The organism is Ruegeria sp. YTSA072 (genome assembly GCF_059610285.1).
In genome coordinates, this window is record NZ_JBXWNI010000007.1 from 30,323 (window position 1) to 46,500 (window position 16,178).

At 59.0% G+C, this 16,178-nt stretch carries 18 protein-coding genes; 11 read left to right on the forward strand and 7 right to left on the reverse strand.

Annotation, left to right across the window (positions count from 1 at the left end; all coding sequences use genetic code 11):
* Window positions 1-105: 105 nt before the first annotated feature.
* Window positions 106-489, forward strand: a complete 384-nt coding sequence (locus AC2FIB_RS13270; protein ID WP_496735539.1) for a hypothetical protein — start codon at window positions 106-108, stop codon at window positions 487-489.
* On the opposite strand, the gene AC2FIB_RS13275 is transcribed toward AC2FIB_RS13270, so the two are convergent.
* Both AC2FIB_RS13275 and AC2FIB_RS13280 read right to left on the reverse strand, forming a co-directional pair.
* Complete coding sequence (locus AC2FIB_RS13275; protein WP_496735541.1) at window positions 490-1,590, reverse strand: cystathionine gamma-lyase; 1,101 nt, start codon at window positions 1,588-1,590, stop codon at window positions 490-492.
* A 3-nt stretch (window positions 1,591-1,593) separates the two neighbouring features.
* Window positions 1,594-2,436, reverse strand: a complete 843-nt coding sequence (locus AC2FIB_RS13280; protein WP_496735543.1) for an LOG family protein — start codon at window positions 2,434-2,436, stop codon at window positions 1,594-1,596.
* Window positions 2,437-2,515: 79 nt separating this feature from the next.
* On the opposite strand from AC2FIB_RS13280, the gene AC2FIB_RS13285 reads away from it, so the two are divergent.
* The 3 genes from AC2FIB_RS13285 to dapD all read left to right on the forward strand — a co-directional run bounded on the left by AC2FIB_RS13285 (window position 2,516) and on the right by dapD (window position 5,014).
* Window positions 2,516-3,433 carry a threonine/serine dehydratase gene (locus tag AC2FIB_RS13285; protein WP_496735544.1) on the forward strand — a complete coding sequence of 306 codons (918 nt, stop codon included), beginning with the start codon at window positions 2,516-2,518 and terminating at the stop codon, window positions 3,431-3,433.
* Window positions 3,434-3,477: 44 nt separating this feature from the next.
* Window positions 3,478-4,077 carry a GntR family transcriptional regulator gene (locus tag AC2FIB_RS13290; RefSeq protein ID WP_058279708.1) on the forward strand — a complete coding sequence of 200 codons (600 nt, stop codon included), beginning with the start codon at window positions 3,478-3,480 and terminating at the stop codon, window positions 4,075-4,077.
* Window positions 4,078-4,186: 109 nt separating this feature from the next.
* The gene (gene dapD, locus AC2FIB_RS13295; protein WP_282170530.1) at window positions 4,187-5,014 is read left to right on the forward strand and encodes a 2,3,4,5-tetrahydropyridine-2,6-dicarboxylate N-succinyltransferase; all 828 of its coding nucleotides are present in this window, start codon (window positions 4,187-4,189) and stop codon (window positions 5,012-5,014) included.
* A gap of 57 nt (window positions 5,015-5,071) precedes the next feature.
* Here the strand turns inward: dapD and AC2FIB_RS13300 are convergent, their stop codons facing one another.
* Window positions 5,072-5,407: a cupin domain-containing protein gene (locus AC2FIB_RS13300; RefSeq protein WP_109310629.1), complete on the reverse strand. Its 336-nt coding sequence runs from the start codon at window positions 5,405-5,407 to the stop codon at window positions 5,072-5,074.
* Between the two features lie 114 nt (window positions 5,408-5,521).
* Here AC2FIB_RS13300 and AC2FIB_RS13305 point away from each other — a divergent pair, with 114 nt between their 5' ends.
* Window positions 5,522-5,866, forward strand: a complete 345-nt coding sequence (locus tag AC2FIB_RS13305) for a DUF8846 family protein (RefSeq protein ID WP_496842234.1) — start codon at window positions 5,522-5,524, stop codon at window positions 5,864-5,866.
* Here the strand turns inward: AC2FIB_RS13305 and AC2FIB_RS13310 are convergent.
* The gene (locus tag AC2FIB_RS13310; RefSeq protein WP_496735545.1) at window positions 5,863-6,921 is read right to left on the reverse strand and encodes a transporter substrate-binding domain-containing protein; all 1,059 of its coding nucleotides are present in this window, start codon (window positions 6,919-6,921) and stop codon (window positions 5,863-5,865) included. The two genes, AC2FIB_RS13305 and AC2FIB_RS13310, sit on opposite strands and share 4 nt — an antisense overlap.
* Window positions 6,922-7,130: 209 nt before the next feature.
* On the opposite strand from AC2FIB_RS13310, the gene dapE reads away from it, so the two are divergent.
* From dapE to rnr, 3 genes are read left to right on the forward strand one after another with little or no spacing between them, the layout of a single operon-like run.
* A complete protein-coding gene (dapE, locus tag AC2FIB_RS13315; protein WP_496735546.1) occupies window positions 7,131-8,270 on the forward strand; it encodes a succinyl-diaminopimelate desuccinylase in 1,140 nt (379 codons plus the stop codon).
* A 3-nt stretch (window positions 8,271-8,273) separates the two neighbouring features.
* Window positions 8,274-8,849 (forward strand): TIGR04282 family arsenosugar biosynthesis glycosyltransferase, encoded by a 576-nt coding sequence (locus tag AC2FIB_RS13320; protein WP_496735548.1) that lies wholly within the window; start codon window positions 8,274-8,276, stop codon window positions 8,847-8,849.
* 46 nt (window positions 8,850-8,895) lie between these two features.
* Window positions 8,896-11,157: a ribonuclease R gene (gene rnr / locus AC2FIB_RS13325; RefSeq protein ID WP_496842235.1), complete on the forward strand. Its 2,262-nt coding sequence runs from the start codon at window positions 8,896-8,898 to the stop codon at window positions 11,155-11,157.
* On the opposite strand, the gene AC2FIB_RS13330 is transcribed toward rnr, so the two are convergent.
* Both AC2FIB_RS13330 and AC2FIB_RS13335 read right to left on the reverse strand, forming a co-directional pair.
* Complete coding sequence (locus tag AC2FIB_RS13330; protein WP_496735551.1) at window positions 11,148-11,534, reverse strand: DUF1801 domain-containing protein; 387 nt, start codon at window positions 11,532-11,534, stop codon at window positions 11,148-11,150. The genes rnr and AC2FIB_RS13330 overlap by 10 nt on opposite strands.
* Window positions 11,521-12,288, reverse strand: a complete 768-nt coding sequence (locus AC2FIB_RS13335) for a glutathione S-transferase family protein (protein WP_496842236.1) — start codon at window positions 12,286-12,288, stop codon at window positions 11,521-11,523. Before AC2FIB_RS13335 ends, AC2FIB_RS13330 begins: the two co-directional genes overlap by 14 nt.
* Before the next feature lie 22 nt (window positions 12,289-12,310).
* Here AC2FIB_RS13335 and AC2FIB_RS13340 point away from each other — a divergent pair, with 22 nt between their 5' ends.
* The 3 genes from AC2FIB_RS13340 (at window position 12,311) to AC2FIB_RS13350 (ending at window position 14,386) form a co-directional block, all read left to right on the forward strand.
* Window positions 12,311-13,024, forward strand: coding sequence for a helix-turn-helix transcriptional regulator (locus AC2FIB_RS13340; protein WP_496735555.1), 714 nt, complete (start codon window positions 12,311-12,313; stop codon window positions 13,022-13,024).
* Between the two features lie 71 nt (window positions 13,025-13,095).
* On the forward strand, window positions 13,096-13,242 hold the full coding sequence (locus AC2FIB_RS13345; protein ID WP_496735557.1) for a hypothetical protein: 147 nt from the start codon (window positions 13,096-13,098) through the stop codon (window positions 13,240-13,242).
* Window positions 13,243-13,252: 10 nt separating this feature from the next.
* A complete protein-coding gene (locus AC2FIB_RS13350) occupies window positions 13,253-14,386 on the forward strand; it encodes a lytic murein transglycosylase (protein WP_496735558.1) in 1,134 nt (377 codons plus the stop codon).
* Window positions 14,387-14,775: 389 nt separating this feature from the next.
* Here the strand turns inward: AC2FIB_RS13350 and AC2FIB_RS13355 are convergent, their stop codons facing one another.
* Window positions 14,776-16,173, reverse strand: coding sequence for an aspartate aminotransferase family protein (locus AC2FIB_RS13355; RefSeq protein ID WP_282120351.1), 1,398 nt, complete (start codon window positions 16,171-16,173; stop codon window positions 14,776-14,778).
* Window positions 16,174-16,178: the final 5 nt, after the last annotated feature.

Below are 16,178 nucleotides of genomic sequence, written 5' to 3' on the forward strand. Positions count from 1 at the left end.
GCGATTTCAATGACCCAAAAGGAAGTGGCTTTTGAAACCGCTCGCAAATTCCTTCGGGTCTGTTAACATCTGCATGTTTCTAATTGATCATTCACGGAGAACCCCATGACGCGCAGAATCAAATCCGCACTGGCCCTGTTGGCCGGGAATGCCATCGGGTTATTGCTTGCGACGCTGTTGTTGTCGGGGTTTGCGATCAAACCGATTTCATTCATCGTCGTGGTGATCGTGTTCACCCTGGTGCAAGTGGTGGCCGAGCCGCTGATCCTGAAACTGGGTGAGAAAAAAGCCCCCTCCATCAAAGGTGGGATTGCCTTGATCGTAACGTTTGTCGGTCTGTTGGTGACGGATCTGATTACGGCAGGGCTGACCGTTGGCGGCGTTGCCAACCTTTTGGCAGCGACTTTGCTGGTTTGGCTAGGCGCACTGATCGCCAGCATTGTGCTGCCGATCTATGTGTTCACCGAACTGCGTGAGCCCAAGAAATAGTCAAAGCCCGTTCAGGCTGGTTTCAATCGCCTGCCACAGTTCATCCGCCGGTTCACAGCCGACAGACAAGCGGATAAAGGCCGGATCGACGTCATCGCCCCAGCGTGCGCGTCTTTCGGCAGAACTGTGAACACCGCCGAACGATGTGGCCGGTCGCAGCATCGGGCAGGTGTTGATGAAAGCTTCGGCTTTTTCCTCCGTCTCTAACGTGATCGACAACAAGAACCCAAACCGGGACGTCTGCGCCTTGGCCAGAGCATAGGAAGGGTCATCCGACAGTCCGGGATAGCGGATCTGTTTCACAGCCTCATGTTCTGCCAACCGTTCCGCGAGTACTTGCGCCGATGCACACATCCGGTCGAAACGAACGTCCAGCGTTTCCAACCCGCGATGCAGCAGCCATGCCTCATGCGGGCCGGGGATCGCGCCGGAAACGCGCCTCCATTCCTCGACCCGTTCCATGATCTGCGCGTTGCGGCTGGCGACATGACCCATTAGCAGGTCCGAATGCCCGCCCATTGCCTTGGTATCCGAAGCGACCACCACGTCGATGCCCAAATCCAACGGGCGTTGGCCTAGTGGCGTCATCGTCGTGTTGTCGGCAATCGTGAGGCCGCCGGCTGCGCGAACGGCGCTAGCGATCGCGGGCAGGTCCATCATATCCAGTCCGGGGTTCGAGGGGCTTTCCAAAAAGACCACGTCGAAGCCGTCAAACCCGCCCTCGGCAAACGCCGTCGTCGGACGCTCAGTAACCGAGACGCCCAGATTGGACAGGAACCGATCGGCCAGCAGTCGTGTGACATAATACCCGTCAGATGGAATCAGGATATGGGATCCGGATTTGACCGTCGCGAACAATGCGGCGGAAATCGCCCCCATACCTGACGGAAAGGTCAGACAGGGCGCGTCTTCCAAATGTGCCAGCACATGTTCCAGATGCACCCATGTCGGGTTGTCGACCCGGCCATAGGTCGGATGCCTGTCCGGTGCTCCGGGCAGGTGGTACATGCTGCTTTGCGTCAAAGGCAGGGCCACCGGATCGCCCTTGTTCAGCGCGTTCCCGCGCAGGTGCAACATCTCACCGGTCTTAGGCGGCTTCATGTCTCAGCGCCCCGGAATTTCATCGCGGGGTGGGGCCGGTTCCCAGTTTTCAATAATATCGACCGCCTCTTGCGCGGTATCGACAAAGCGGAACAGATCGAGGTCCTCGTCCGAGATGGTGCCCGCATCGGCCAGCGCCTCCCAATTGATGACCTTTTCCCAGAAATCGCGGCCGAACAGCAGGAAGGGTACACGCTCCATCCGGCCAGTCTGGATCAGCGTCAGCGACTCGAAAAGCTCGTCCATCGTGCCAAAGCCGCCGGGGAAGATGGTGATGGCGCGGGCGCGCATCAGGAAATGCATCTTGCGAATGGCGAAATAGTGGAAGTTAAAGCTGAGCTCGGGCGTTACATACAGGTTCGGCGCCTGCTCGTGCGGCAGCACAATGTTCAGGCCAATCGAACAACCGCCGGCATCCTGGGCACCGCGATTTCCGGCCTCCATCACGCCGGGGCCACCGCCGGTGACGATCACGTTCTCGCGGCAGCCGGTTTCATCGGATTTTTCGGTCATCAGACGGGCGAATTCCCGCGCTTCGTCGTAATATTGCGACAGGTTGGCCAGCGTCTGGGTTCGCGCAGTGTGTTTCTGCGACGGCTCAGGAATGCGTGCGCCACCGAACATGACGATGGTCGAGGTGATCTCACGCTCGGTCATGATCATCTCGGGCTTCAGCAACTCCAGCTGCAAACGCACGGGGCGTAGCTCATCCCGACACAGGAAATCATCGTCTGCAAAGGCAAGGCGATAGGCGGGTGAGCGCGTCTGCGGCGTGTCCGGCACCTCGCTCGCGGTCGAGCGGTCCGTCTGGGCGTCGCGGAAAGGGCTGAGGCGGTCTTCTCTCATGAGTGATGGTTCCCTGCTTGCGTGTTCATAAAACAGCTATAGGGTTCGCAGGCAGAGTGCCAGTCACGGAAGAGCAAGAATGAATTGGAAGAGTGAAATTTCGGCCGCCGCCGAACGGATCAATGGGTATGCGCAGGTGACCCCGGTGATTGAAAGCCGCGTGCCTGGATTGGATTATCCGGTCGAAATGAAGCTGGAGCATATGCAGCACACGGGCAGTTTCAAAGCGCGCGGGGCGTTTAATACGCTGCTCAGCTTGGACGTGCCAGAGGCTGGCGTTGTGGCGGCTTCGGGCGGCAATCACGGTGCGGCGGCGGCGTATGCGGCACAAACGCTGGGATATCCGGCCAAGATTTTCGTGCCAGATCTTGCCGGACCATCCAAGATCGCCCTGATTGAACAGACGGGCGCAGATCTGACAGTTGTACTGGGTGAATACGCGAACGCGCTGAGCGAAGCCAAAGCGCATGAGGCAGCAACCGGGGCGATGCAAATCCACGCCTATGATGCACCGGCAACCGTAGCAGGGCAGGGCACGTGTTTTGCCGAATGGGAGGCGCAGGGACTGCAGGCTGACACCATTTTGGTTGCAGTGGGCGGCGGTGGCCTGATTGGCGGGGCTTTGGGTTGGTTTGATGGCACGCGCAAGGTCGTAGCAGTCGAACCGGAAACCTCCTGCGCGCTGAACGCGGCGCTGCAGGCGGGTGAACCGGTGGATGTCTCGGTTTCGGGGATAGCAGCCAACGCGCTGGGCGCGCGGCGGATCGGAGGGATTTGTTTCGATCTTGCGCAAGGAATGACATCTGTTCTTGTCTCAGACGAGGCGATTGCAGCCGCGCAAAAGGCGCTGTGGCAGACCCATCGCATATTGGTCGAACCGGCCGGTGCGACCGCGTTGGCGGCTTTGACCTCAGGTGTTTACAAGCCAGAACCAGAAGAACGCGTGGCGGTTCTGGTGTGCGGAGGAAATATTGCCCCGGACCCGCTGATGGGGTGAATTATCGACTTGTGGAAGGTGGTTAAGGTTTTTATCGATAATCTATGACCACTACGATCGCCGACACAATTTACCAAAACCTTAGACAGAAGATTATCACGGGCGAATTGCTTGCCGGTGAAAAGCTACGTCAGGATCACATCGCGCGGGCCTTTGAGACCAGCCATGTACCGGTGCGCGAGGCATTGCTGCGTCTGGAAGCGCACGGGTTGGCCCAAAGTGAGCCGCGCCGCGGTATGCGTGTTTCGGCGCTGGACCCGGCAGAAGTGCGCGAAGTGGTTGAAATGCGCGTTGCGCTGGAATCCTTGGCCTTGCAGCATTCGGTACAGAATATGACGCCTGGCGCGCTTAAAGAGGCGGATGATGCTCGGATCGCCTGTGATGCTGCGCAAACGATGCCCGAGTGGGAAGCGTGCAACCGTACCTTTCATCGCTCGATCCTGACGCCGTGCGGGTTGCCACGCCTACTGCATGCGATTGATGACCTGCATATCGCCGGCGCGCGCCACCTGTTTGCCCATTGGCGCCCCAAGTGGGTACACCGTGCGGATGGTGACCACGCAGCCATCGTTCAGGCGCTCAAGCGCAAGGACGCGGCCACGGCGACGGCCATTCTGACGCGCCATATCCGCCGCGCAAGCTGATCACAGGTCAACCTAGCCGCAATTCGTACCTCCTGCGTCGCATTGCACCGCGAGGTGCAGTTGCGTATAGGCCAAACAAACGTGAACAGATTCTGCAGGGAGCCATCCGATGTCCAACGCGCAACTGGAAACCGCTATCGAAGCCGCCTGGGAGGCGCGCGACACCATTACGCCCGCCACCACCGGCGAACAACGCGAAGCGATCGAGGATACGCTGGCCGCGCTGGACAGCGGTTCGCTGCGGGTTGCTGAAAAGCTGGAAAGCGGTGATTGGCATGTGAACCAGTGGGCCAAGAAGGCAGTTCTACTGGGCTTTCGCATCAAGGATATGGAAATCCAGACCGGCGGTCCACAGGATGGCGGCTGGTGGGACAAAGTGGACAGCAAGTTCGCCGGCTGGGGTGAAATCCAGTGGCGCGCAGCCGGTTTCCGCGCGGTGCCGAACTGTGTTGTTCGCAAATCGGCCTATGTCGCACCCGGTGTGGTTCTGATGCCGTCCTTCGTGAATTTGGGCGCCTATGTCGACGAAGGCACTATGGTGGACACATGGGCCACCGTTGGTTCCTGCGCGCAGATTGGTAAAAACGTACACCTGTCAGGCGGTGTTGGCATCGGCGGCGTTCTGGAACCGATGCAGGCCGGCCCGACCATCATCGAAGACAACTGCTTTATCGGCGCGCGCTCCGAAGTGGTCGAAGGCTGCATCGTGCGCGAAGGCTCGGTTTTGGGAATGGGTGTCTTTATCGGCAAATCCACCAAGATCGTGGATCGCGAAACCGGCGAAGTCACTTATGGCGAAGTTCCACCGTACTCGGTGGTTGTCGCGGGCTCGATGCCGTCCAAGAACAACGTCAACCTGTATTGCGCCGTGATCGTAAAGCGCGTGGACGAGAAGACCCGTTCGAAAACCGGGATTAACGAACTGCTGCGCGACTAAATTAAGTGCGGATTTGAAACGGGGCTGTAGCGTATCTCGCTGCAGCCCTTTTTTTGTTTATCCTTTGACTGGATAGCGGTCGGGTTCCTCAAACACGTCGATCACGCGGCTTCCGGCTTTGATTTTCCCGCCGTGTTCAACACCAGACGGGATCGAGTAACTGTCGCCGGGGCGATAGGTCTTAGTTTCTCCGCCGATTGTCAGTTCAACCTCGCCCTCGACCACCGTGCCCCATTGCGCCTTGTGTGAATGCGGTGGCAGTTCGAAATCCTTGAGGAAGGTGAAGAACGCGACCAAACCCGCATCTGACCGGATGACGGCGGTTTGCACCACGTCCTCGGGGAATGGGACGTCGAGGCTTGGGAAATCTGTGATGAAATCTGGGTAGGCCATGAAAAATCCTTTGCAGTTTGAAATGGGTTTTCGCGGGTACTATGGACGTGCTTAGGGCTTCCCGCAATTCCCGGCTGCTTGACCACGGACAGACGCGCAGCTATGGCCCCCTGCATGGAAAAGCAAAAGAAACCGTCCCGTCAGCAAGTCTATACATTGCTCGTTCAGATTGGCCGCAAAGAAGGCGACGGTCTGCCCGAAGGCGCGACCGGAGCAGCGCTGACGTGTTTTGCTAGCGGCGTGGATGAGGCTGAAGCGGTGCGTGAAACCGTGGCGATCCTGAAACAGGCCGACACTGCGCCACTGGACGTCACCGGTTATGGAACTCTGGCCGAGCGTGAGGCGCAGGGGCACGACATCGACCCGGACGAACGCGACTTGATGCAGCGGGCCTTGGACGAAAACGCCGTTATCGTGGCGCAAATGACGCCGTTTTTCGGGGATGAAGAACCGGCTTAGTTCCGCACCCCGAACCATTTGCGGTAAATTTCATCATAGGTGCCGTCTTCGCGCAGCGCGAGCAGAGCCTGGTTCACGTCCTCGACCAATGGCGAGCCGGTTGGGAACGCGATCCCGTAATTCTCTCGCAGGAAAACACCGCCAGTCATCGATGCGATCCGACGTCCTTCATGCGCCGCGTAATAGGACAGGATCGGCGCGTCAAAGACAACGGCGTCCAACTCCTTATCCTGGAATGCGGTCAGCACATCATCCAGGTTTTCATAACCGGAAAATTCAATCTCGCGCCGGTTCAGGAAGTTTGCGGCAGTTGAGTTCGAGATTGTGCCCACCTGCTTGCCGTAAAGATCGTTGACTGAGTTCACGTTGCCGCTGATGGCATCCACGGTCATGACCGACGTGATGCGCGCTGTGAAGACCGATACGATGAACAGTGAGGACACCACCAGTACCACGCCCAGCAACCGTCCGAACGGTGTGCGCGGCATGCGTTCCTCGAACCCGCCATTGACCACAAGATTCAGCGCCCACCAAAAGGACGGGAACCATGCCTCATTCAGCTTGCGGTCGAAATACGGCTGGGCCCGTCGCTCAAACCCCCACATCAGCATCCCGCCGCCAAGCAGGATCGCAAAGGCCAGTCCGATGGCGATGAACAATTCAACAGACAGCAAAGCGTGCAGCAGCGACGGTCTGCGCGCTGCATCCGATGGCACCATGATCTGCAGGCCGGCCTCGAATATGGGCTGGCTGAAATCCATCTGCGTTTCACGCGCAGCCGTGATCGAGATATTGGCCACAGCCAGGTCCGCGGTTCCTTCCTGCACAGCACCCAGCATATCGCTGAAGGCCTCGACCCTGGTGACCGAGTAATCCCAATTCAGTGCCTCGGACAAGGCTTGCAGCAGGTCCATTGAAAAACCGGTTTGGGCTCCGTCCTCGACATAGGAAAACGGGGGGCGGGTCACGGTCGTGACCGAAAGCGTCTGCGCCTGGCTTTGCTGTGCAAGAACGGCGAAAGTCAGGCAGATCCAAACGAGAAGCGCACGTATCATCGTCAATTCACCTGTTTCGCGGCCCTCTAACGCAGATTTGAAAGGCACGGCAAGGTGGCCGCAAGGTAAACCGTCATGTTTTATTGGGGTGTCATTTCAAGACTCGCGAAAAAAAGCGCCCGGAATCCGGTGGCGAGGGGTTGGCAATTGGTCCAATTCGTTGAATCTGTGCACGATCCCGCGATTGAACCAACCAAAAGGGCCCAGAAATGACAGATCCGGTGAAGTTGACGGCGGACCTGATCCGTTGCCCATCAGTCACACCTGAGGAAGGTGGTGCGCTTGTGTTGTTGGAGAAGCTTCTGTCCGACGCAGGCTTCGACTGCACCCGCGCGGACCGGGGCGATGTCAGCAATTTGTACGCGCGTTGGGGGCCGAAAGACCATCCGCGCAGCTTTGGGTTTAACGGGCATACTGACGTTGTCCCGGTGGGAGACGAAGCGGCCTGGACGATGCCCCCGTTCGGTGCAGAAATCCGCGAAGGTGTGATGTATGGGCGCGGGGCCACAGACATGAAATCCGGCGTGGCGGCCTTTGCGGCGGCCGCTGTGGATTTCGTGCGCGACACACCCCCGGACGGGGCGATTATTCTTGCGATCACGGGCGATGAGGAGGCGGACGCAGTGGATGGCACCACGGCACTGCTTGATTACATGTCCAAGGCCGGAGAACGAATGTCTGCCTGTTTGGTGGGTGAGCCGACCTGCCCAAACACAATGGGCGAGATGATGAAAATCGGGCGGCGTGGTTCGATGACCGCCTGGTTCACGGTGACCGGTGAGCAGGGGCATTCGGCCTATCCGCACCGGGCCAAGAACCCTCTGCCCGCCATGGCGCGTTTGATGCATCAGCTGGCCAGCCACGAACTGGATCAGGGATCGGACCATTTCGATGCCTCAACCCTGGCCGTTGTGAGTATTGACACGGGCAACGCAGCAACCAACGTGATCCCGGCGCAATGTACCGGAGCGGTGAACATCCGCTTTAACGATCTGCACTCGGGCGCCAGCCTTAGTGAGTGGTTGCAGGCCGAAGCCAAAGCCGTGGCTGAAACCTACGATGTCGCGATCGACGTCCGGATCAAGATCTCAGGCGAGAGCTTTCTGACCCCACCCGGCCCCCTGTCTGATCTGGTCGCGAAAGCGGTCGAGACCGAAACCGGTGTGCGCCCCGAGATGTCGACAACAGGTGGAACCTCGGATGCGCGGTTTGTCAAAGACCATTGCCCAGTGGTTGAGTTCGGCCTTGTCGGCAGAACGATGCATCAGGTCGATGAATGCGTCGAGGTGGCGCAGATCGAACAGCTCAAGGCGATCTACACGCGCATCCTTCGGGACTATTTCGCCTGAACCATGCAACGCACATTAGTCATCATGGTGAAAGAACCTCGCCCGGGTCGGGTCAAGACGCGGCTGGGGCGAGACATCGGCATGGTTGGTGCTGCATGGTGGTTTCGCCATCAGACACGCGCGCTGATCCGGCGATTGCGGGACCCACGCTGGCAGATTGTGCTTGCCGTCGCCCCGGATCGGGAAGGTCTGACCAGCCGCATCTGGCCCGTTGATCTACCCCGCGCGGCGCAAGGGCGAGGTGATCTGGGCGACCGCATGTTGCGCATGTTGCGCGGCATGCCGCAGGGACCGGTTTGTCTGATCGGCGCGGACATTCCCGGGATCACATCGCAGCATATCGCACGAGCCTTCAAGGAATTGGGACAGTCGGAATTTGTATTTGGCCCTGCGCCGGACGGTGGCTATTGGTTGGTAGGGGCTCAGCGGTACAAGGCGTTGCCGACAAGCCTGTTCCGTAATGTACGCTGGTCTACTGAAACTGCGCTGGCTGACACTCTGGCCTCAGTACCGGGGTGCCGCGTAGGATTGCTGGATCATCTGCGCGACGTTGATACGGTGGCTGACTTGACGCCCTGAACTTTTTGGTCATGACGCGGTCGCATACCCGTGATAGGCCGGAGGTATGACTCGCATACCTACCAAGCAGGAGGTCCTCGATTGGATCTCGGCGAACCCCACCCTGACCTCGAAACGCGATATCGCCAAAGCCTTTGGTATAAAGGGCGCGGACCGGATCGATCTGAAACGCATCCTGAAAGAGCTAGAGGCCGAGGGGCATCTGGAAAAGCGCAAGCGCAGCTATCGCGATCCGGACCGCCTGCCACCGGTCAGCGTGCTGCAGGTGAAGGCTCCGAATGCGGATGGCGACCTGTTCGCGCGGCCCTTGGAATGGCATGGCGAAGGCGTCGAGCCCATTGTTCTGATCATCACCCGCGCCAGCGATCCTGCTTTGGGTGAGGGCGACCGCATTCTGGCCCGCCTGACGGTGGTGCATGAGGAAGACCACAATTACGAGGCGCGACTGATCCGCCGTATCGGAACCAACCCGCGTAAGATCGTCGGCATCTTTCGCAAAGGGGCCGAAGGCGGTCGGATCGTGCCAATCGACAAAGCTGGTCAGACCGAATGGCTGGTTGCGGACGGTGCCGTACTGGGTGCGAAGGACGGCGAGCTGGTCGAAGCCGAACAGGCCGGGCCAAAGAACCGCATGGGTTTGCCGCGTGCGCGTATCGTGGAACGGCTGGGCGATCCGTCTGCGCCCAAGGCCGTTTCGCTGATAGCCATCCACCAGCATGGCATTCCGGATGATTTCCCCGACAAGGTGATTGACGAAGCTGACAAGGCCAAACCGGTTGGTCTAAAAGGCCGCGAAGACCTGCGGGATATACCTTTGCTGACTATCGATCCGTCAGATGCGCGGGATCATGACGATGCCTGTTATGCCCATGCCGACGATGACCCCAAGAACCCTGGCGGGCATGTGATCTGGGTCGCCATCGCCGACGTTGCTGCCTATGTGCAGCCCGGTACCGCGCTGGATCGTGAGGCGCGCAAGCGCGGCAACTCCAGCTACTTCCCGGATCGGGTGGTGCCAATGCTGCCGGATCGCCTCTCTGGAGACCTGTGTTCGCTGCACGAAGGTGTTCCGCGCGCCTGTATCGCTGTTCGAATGCAGATCGATGCGGATGGAAACAAGATTGGTCATCGCTTTGTGCGGGGGCTGATGCGCTCGGCCGCGTCGCTGCACTATGCCGAGGTGCAAGACGCAATCGACGGCAAGATCAACGACCGCACAGGGCCTTTGTTAGAGCCTGTTCTGAAACCGCTCTATTCCGCCTATGCCGCGCTCAAGAAAGCGCGGGCGGAACGGCAACCGCTGGAGCTGGATTTGCCCGAACGCAAGATCGTTCTCAGCCACACGGGCGAGGTTCAAAGTGTGGCCTTCCGTGACCGGCTAGATGCGCACAAGCTGATCGAGGAGTTCATGATCCTCGCCAATGTCGCCGCCGCCGAGACATTGATCGCCAAGCGACGCCCGTTGCTGTTCCGTGTGCACGAGGAACCGGCGCAAGAAAAGCTGGAAAGCCTGCGGGAGACTGCACAGGCTGCGGGCCTGAACCTGGCCAAGGGGCAGGTGCTGCAAACCCGGCACCTGAATGCATTGCTGAACGCGGCTGCCGGGACAGAAGATGCAGAGCTGATCAATCTTTCAACTTTGCGCTCAATGGCACAGGCTTATTACAATTCCGAGAATTTCGGCCATTTCGGGTTAGCGTTGCGCAACTATGCGCATTTCACCTCGCCAATCCGCCGTTACGCGGACCTGATCGTGCACCGGGCGCTGATCACGGCGCATGGCTGGGGTGACGACGGGTTGACCGAGGATGAAATCGCGCGGCTCGATGAAACGGCAACGCATATCTCGGACACCGAGCGCCGCTCAATGATGGCCGAGCGGGATACGACGGATCGCTATCTTGCCGCTTATCTGAGCGAGCGTGTGGGCAATGAGTTCAGCGGTCGTATCAGCGGAATTGCTCGGTTCGGTGCATTTGTGAAGATGGACGAAACTGGCGCGGACGGCCTGGTGCCCGTCCGGTCACTGGGGCGCGAGTTTTTCCATTTCGACCGCGAAGCCGGCACGCTGATGGGATCAGACACCGGTTTGATCATCGCCATCGGTCAGCGTGTCACCGTGCGCCTGACCGAGGCCACGCCCGTTACCGGCGGGCTCGAGTTGGAGCTGCTGTCCATCGATGACCAGGCCCTGCCGCGCGGAGGCGGGCCCGCTAAGCGCGGGGGCGCACGGCGCAAGGCGGTCAGCACCAAGCGCAAGAAGGACAAGATCAAGCGCAAGGTTGAACGCAAACGTCGTCAAAGGTGATAAGTCAGCGCCCGTGCGATCAGCCAGCCATGGCGGGTCTCGTCGATCTGATCCGGGTCATCAAACAAGATGGCCCGATTGCCATCGATCCGATCTTCGCCCGGAAAGGCGGTGCTGAAATCGCCCATCAGCCGGCTTTGACAATGCACGAACAGTGCAAAGGATGCCGCTTTGTGCCCGCCCAGCCGGATGGTTGACCCTTTGGGCGCCAGGTAGGCGGGTTGACCCCACCGCAGTGCTTCATTCAATGGCTGGGCTTTAGGCAAAGTCCCGGCTGTTGAAAACACCAGTTCACGCAAAGCAATCACGCCCGAACGCGTATATTCGGGGAATGCTTCAAAGGCGGCCTGAACGGCGGGATCATTAAATGGTGTCATGCAGCGGTATCGCCTGTTCCATTCGGTCGATGTAATCGTTGAGCAGCCTATCCTGTTTGATCCGCCGGGTCAGCGGGGTTTCCGCTGGTGTTGCGCGCATTGCAGCCAACATGGGCCCAACGCTCATATCTGCTGATGTTGGCCGGTCGCCCAGAAGGTACGGCGATTGCCACAAATAAGCGGAAATCGCTTCAAGGTCCCGCTCCAATCGATCCTGACGCTCAGTGGGAGAGAAGCGGCCGACACCCTGAAACACCAATCCCTGGACGACCTTTTTCCGGATTGAGTTCGACACCGGCGTTCGGATCAACGCAGGAATAACCGAAAAGAAGGTCTTGCGCAGAATTGGCCAGACCTCGTCATTGGCCCATCTGTCCTGGACGACCTGAAAATAGATATGTTCTTCTGCCATGCGGATCAGCGTTCGCGCCTGCGCCTTTTGTATGTCGCTTAGCCCAGCGTCGAAGTTTGCGCCCTGCGCCTCAAGCCAATCGCGGATCAGGTCGCTATCGGGGACAAGACGCTCTGGCGTGCGCAGAACCGGCAGTTTCTGATGGGGCATCTTGCGGGGGTCCAACATATCGGACCGCTGCCAACGCTGGCCCGCGTGTTCCAACATGTAAGCGGCCTTGACGCAAAAGGGGCTGGCGCTGAACTGGCCAAAGGCCGAAGGGTAAATCATAAGGGTCAACATCGGAGGCTCCAAATTCGGGATGCCCGAGGAATAGCTTTGCCTGATGACAGTTTCTGTCATCAGGTCTAGTCTAACCTGCATTATGTCCCGAACCGCCCGCCTGTTCCAATTGATGCAAGCCCTGCGCTCTGGTCCTTCGCCGAAGACGTCCCAGCAACTGGCGCAGGATCTGGGCGTCTCGCCGCGCACCGTCCATCGCGACATTGAGTCGTTACGCGGGCTTGGGGCGGTGATCGACGGTGAGGCCGGTTTTGGCTTTACTCTGATCGAAGACGCAACCCTGCCGCCGCTTGGATTCAGAGATGATGAGCTTGAAGCGCTGGTGTTGGGGTTGCGAGAGGTTCAGGCCATTGGCGACCCCGGTTTAGCGGATGCGGCGGGCAATGCGTTACGAAAACTTCAGGGACGCCTACCCCAGCGCCAGTCGCACCGCCTGACCCATGCCGTGTTGACAGCGACGCGGTTTGATCGCCCAGCCAAGCCCACCATCGCGGTGGCTGACCTGCGGCAGGCCACATGGGACGAACGCACGATCGAGTTTGCCTACACCGATGCCAAGGGCGATGACACGCGCCGCAAGGTAAACCCGCTGAGTATCGTCTATATGGACCGCGCCAGCGTTTTGATTTCCTGGTGCCATCTGAGGCAGGATTTCCGCGTCTTTCGGCTGGACCGGATACGCGAAATGTCCGTGACAGATGAAAGCTTTAGGCCGAACCGTATCCCTTTGTTGCGCGAGGCCCTTGCCAAGATCCGCGCACAGCACAAAGCAAAAGATCGCGAAGGGTCAAGCTGAACGCTTTGGAAAATTCCAATTCTGCGGTATTCTGAGGTTGAGCAGAAACCAGGAAAATTCGGAATGCGTAAATGCATAGGTGGCGTTATGACCGCCGCATTATGGGCATCCATCGTGCAGGCGGAATCTATCAATACTCTGGGCGGGTCACAGGCCATACAGTTGGCGTCAGCTGGCGTGGCGATATCGATCCGGCCAGCTTTACGGCCCTCAGCTAAGGAGTACCGGGTGTCGACGGAAGGAAACGCGCGGTTCCAGGCGTGGCTTGGAGCATTTCGTGAACGGGCGTCCGAGCAGGGGATATCAGCCTCAACACTGGACAGGTCGCTGGCAGGTTTGACCTACGATAAGGACGTGATCAGGCGCGACCGCAACCAAGCAGAGTTTTCGAAACCCATTTGGGAGTATCTGGATTCTGCCGTCTCGGACACGCGCATCAGAAACGGCCGGGCGGGGTTGGAGAGCCATCGCGAAGCACTAACCCGCATCGAAGCCATGTACGGCGTCGAAAAAGAGGTTGTGACAGCGATTTGGGGGCTTGAGACCTCGTTCGGGACCTATCGGGGCAGTGATCACACGATCCGATCACTGGCGACATTGGCGTTTGACGCACGACGCGCGCAGTTTTTCGAAACCCAGTTGATCGCCGCATTGCAGATCATTCAGGCGGGCGACGTCAGCCCGCGCAATATGGTGGGTAGCTGGGCTGGGGCGATGGGGCATACGCAGTTCATGCCAACCTCATTTCTGGACCACGCAGTTGATTTCGACGGGGATGGGCGGCGCGATATCTGGTCGGACGATCCAACCGATGCGCTGGCCTCGGCCGCCGCCTATCTGGCGCGGCATGGGTGGACCAAGGGGCAGCCGTGGGGCGTTGAGGTGACCCTGCCCAAAGTGTTCGACTATTCCACCGCAAGGCGGGATCACACATTGATGCCCTCACAATGGGCCGCACGTGGCGTGGTGGCGGCGAGTGGCGCCCACATTTCGGATCACGGACAAGCGGCAATTCTGTTACCCGCCGGAGGGCGGGGCGTCGCGCTGATGATCTTCGACAATTTCAAGGTGATTGAGAAATACAACGGTGCCGACGCCTATGTGATCGGGATAGGACACCTGTCTGACCGTCTTGCCGGACGGGGGGCGTTCCAAACCGAATGGCCGCGTGGTGACCGGGTGTTGAGTTTCACCGAGAAAAAGGAATTGCAATCCCGCCTGACCGAGGCTGGCTTTGATACCCAAGGCGTCGACGGGCGCACAGGGCCAAACACAGTCAAAGCTGTTCGGGCGTATCAATTGGCGCAGGGGTTGCTGCCAGACGGATACGCCAGTCTGAAGCTCTTGGAAGCGTTGCGGTGACAATGTAGGGGCGTTGATCTATTGCCTGGGTATGCACTGCGGATACTCTCTCAGGTATTGGCTGTGCAACCTCCCGACTACCGGCACTCACTACGATAGACGGGAGGTGGACCCAGCAGAAGAGCGGGTCGCGACGCCGGTAGAGGTAATACAATTAACCGAGTCGCATTCGCATACTTGAATCTGAATTACATCAAATCAAGATATTTATCGCGCGATAAATTTTTGGTTGTCGCGCGATACAAAATTACTTCTTTTTGCCGCTCGATTTGATCGAATCTAGTTGTGTTCAGGAATTGAGCTGCATCGATTGACGGGCAATTGCGACTCAGAAAGTGGGAAGGGGCGCATCCAGTGCGCCCCTTTAACCTGAATAGTAGCAATCTGGGCTATGACGCCGCCTTCATCAGACCCTGCGCGATGATCTCGGCCTGCGCCTCGTCCAGTGACTTGTGAATCCGCACGAACATCTCGTCGATTTCCGCAGGGGTCAGGACCAGCGGGGGTGAGATGATCATCCGGTCACCCACATGGCGCATGATCAGGTTGTTGGCAAAACAGCGGTCGCGGCAGATGTAGCCGACCGTACCGGGCTCGGACGCGAATTTGGCGCGGCTGGCCTTGTCCGGCGTCAACGCGATCGAGGCCATCATGCCGACGATCTTGGCCTCACCGACGAGTGGATGATCGGCCAGGGCCTCCCATTTCTCTTTCAGATAGGGGGCGGCCACGTCGCGGACGTGGTCGACGATGCCTTCTTCTTCAAGGATGCGCAGATTCTCTAGCGCGACAGCCGCCGCAACCGGGTGGCCGGAATAGGTATAGCCGTGATTGAACTCGGTGCCGCCGATCACCTCGGCAATCTCGTCATTCACGATGGATCCACCGATGGGCGCGTAACCCGAGCTGAGTCCCTTGGCGATTGTCATGATATGCGGTTTGATACCAACGGTTTCGGACCCGAACCAGTTGCCTGTGCGTCCAAAGCCGCAGATCACCTCATCGGCGATCAACAGGATATCGTATTTGTCGCAAATGCGCTGGATCTCGGGCCAGTAGGTATCGGGGGCAACGATCACCCCGCCCGCACCCTGCACGGGTTCGGCAATAAAGGCTGCGACACGGTCTTCGCCCAGTTCCAGAATGGCTTCTTCCAGCTCACGCGCGCGGGCCAGGCCAAATTCTTCCGGCGCCATGTCGCCGCCTTCTGCCCACCAGTTCGGCTGGTTGATGTGGTGGATGTTCGGGATCGGGATGCCGCCTTGCGCATGCATGCCCGCCATACCGCCTAGCGAGGCGGAACCGACAGAGGACCCGTGATAGGCATTGTGGCGGCTGATGATGATGTTCTTGTCGGGCTGACCCTTCTCAGCCCAATAGGTGCGAACCAGACGAATGTTGGTGTCATTTGCCTCGGACCCGCCCGCCGCGAAGAACACGTGGTTCAGATCCCCCGGCGCCAGTTCCGCAATCTTGGCAGCCAAAGCGATGGCCGGAATATGGGTCGTTTTGAAGAACGTGTTGTAATAGGGCAGTTCACGCATCTGACGGGCAGCAACCTCGGCCAGTTCATCGCGACCGTAACCGATATTGACGCACCAAAGACCGGCCATGGCGTCCAGAATCTCTTCGCCTTCGCTATCGGTCAGGTACACGCCTTTGGCACGAGTGATGACGCGCGCACCTTCCTCGCCCAATGATCCGTTGGCCGAAAACGGGTGCATATGATGCGCCGCATCCAGCGCCTGCAATTCGGCGGTCGGCATGTGATTGGTGATGGTCGACATCAGAG

Coding starts and splice junctions, on each gene's coding strand:
- AC2FIB_RS13275 (WP_496735541.1), bottom strand. CDS start 1,590: ATGAAGCCGCCTAAGACCGGTGAGATGTTGCACCTGCGCGGGAACGCG.
- rnr (WP_496842235.1), top strand. CDS start 8,896: ATGACTCGCATACCTACCAAGCAGGAGGTCCTCGATTGGATCTCGGCG.
- AC2FIB_RS13335 (WP_496842236.1), bottom strand. CDS start 12,288: ATGACAGAAACTGTCATCAGGCAAAGCTATTCCTCGGGCATCCCGAAT.
- AC2FIB_RS13270 (WP_496735539.1), top strand. CDS start 106: ATGACGCGCAGAATCAAATCCGCACTGGCCCTGTTGGCCGGGAATGCC.
- AC2FIB_RS13345 (WP_496735557.1), top strand. CDS start 13,096: ATGCATAGGTGGCGTTATGACCGCCGCATTATGGGCATCCATCGTGCA.
- AC2FIB_RS13290 (WP_058279708.1), top strand. CDS start 3,478: ATGACCACTACGATCGCCGACACAATTTACCAAAACCTTAGACAGAAG.
- AC2FIB_RS13320 (WP_496735548.1), top strand. CDS start 8,274: ATGCAACGCACATTAGTCATCATGGTGAAAGAACCTCGCCCGGGTCGG.
- AC2FIB_RS13355 (WP_282120351.1), bottom strand. CDS start 16,173: ATGTCGACCATCACCAATCACATGCCGACCGCCGAATTGCAGGCGCTG.
- AC2FIB_RS13280 (WP_496735543.1), bottom strand. CDS start 2,436: ATGAGAGAAGACCGCCTCAGCCCTTTCCGCGACGCCCAGACGGACCGC.
- AC2FIB_RS13330 (WP_496735551.1), bottom strand. CDS start 11,534: ATGACACCATTTAATGATCCCGCCGTTCAGGCCGCCTTTGAAGCATTC.
- AC2FIB_RS13310 (WP_496735545.1), bottom strand. CDS start 6,921: ATGATACGTGCGCTTCTCGTTTGGATCTGCCTGACTTTCGCCGTTCTT.
- dapE (WP_496735546.1), top strand. CDS start 7,131: ATGACAGATCCGGTGAAGTTGACGGCGGACCTGATCCGTTGCCCATCA.
- AC2FIB_RS13340 (WP_496735555.1), top strand. CDS start 12,311: ATGTCCCGAACCGCCCGCCTGTTCCAATTGATGCAAGCCCTGCGCTCT.
- dapD (WP_282170530.1), top strand. CDS start 4,187: ATGTCCAACGCGCAACTGGAAACCGCTATCGAAGCCGCCTGGGAGGCG.
- AC2FIB_RS13305 (WP_496842234.1), top strand. CDS start 5,522: ATGGAAAAGCAAAAGAAACCGTCCCGTCAGCAAGTCTATACATTGCTC.
- AC2FIB_RS13300 (WP_109310629.1), bottom strand. CDS start 5,407: ATGGCCTACCCAGATTTCATCACAGATTTCCCAAGCCTCGACGTCCCA.
- AC2FIB_RS13285 (WP_496735544.1), top strand. CDS start 2,516: ATGAATTGGAAGAGTGAAATTTCGGCCGCCGCCGAACGGATCAATGGG.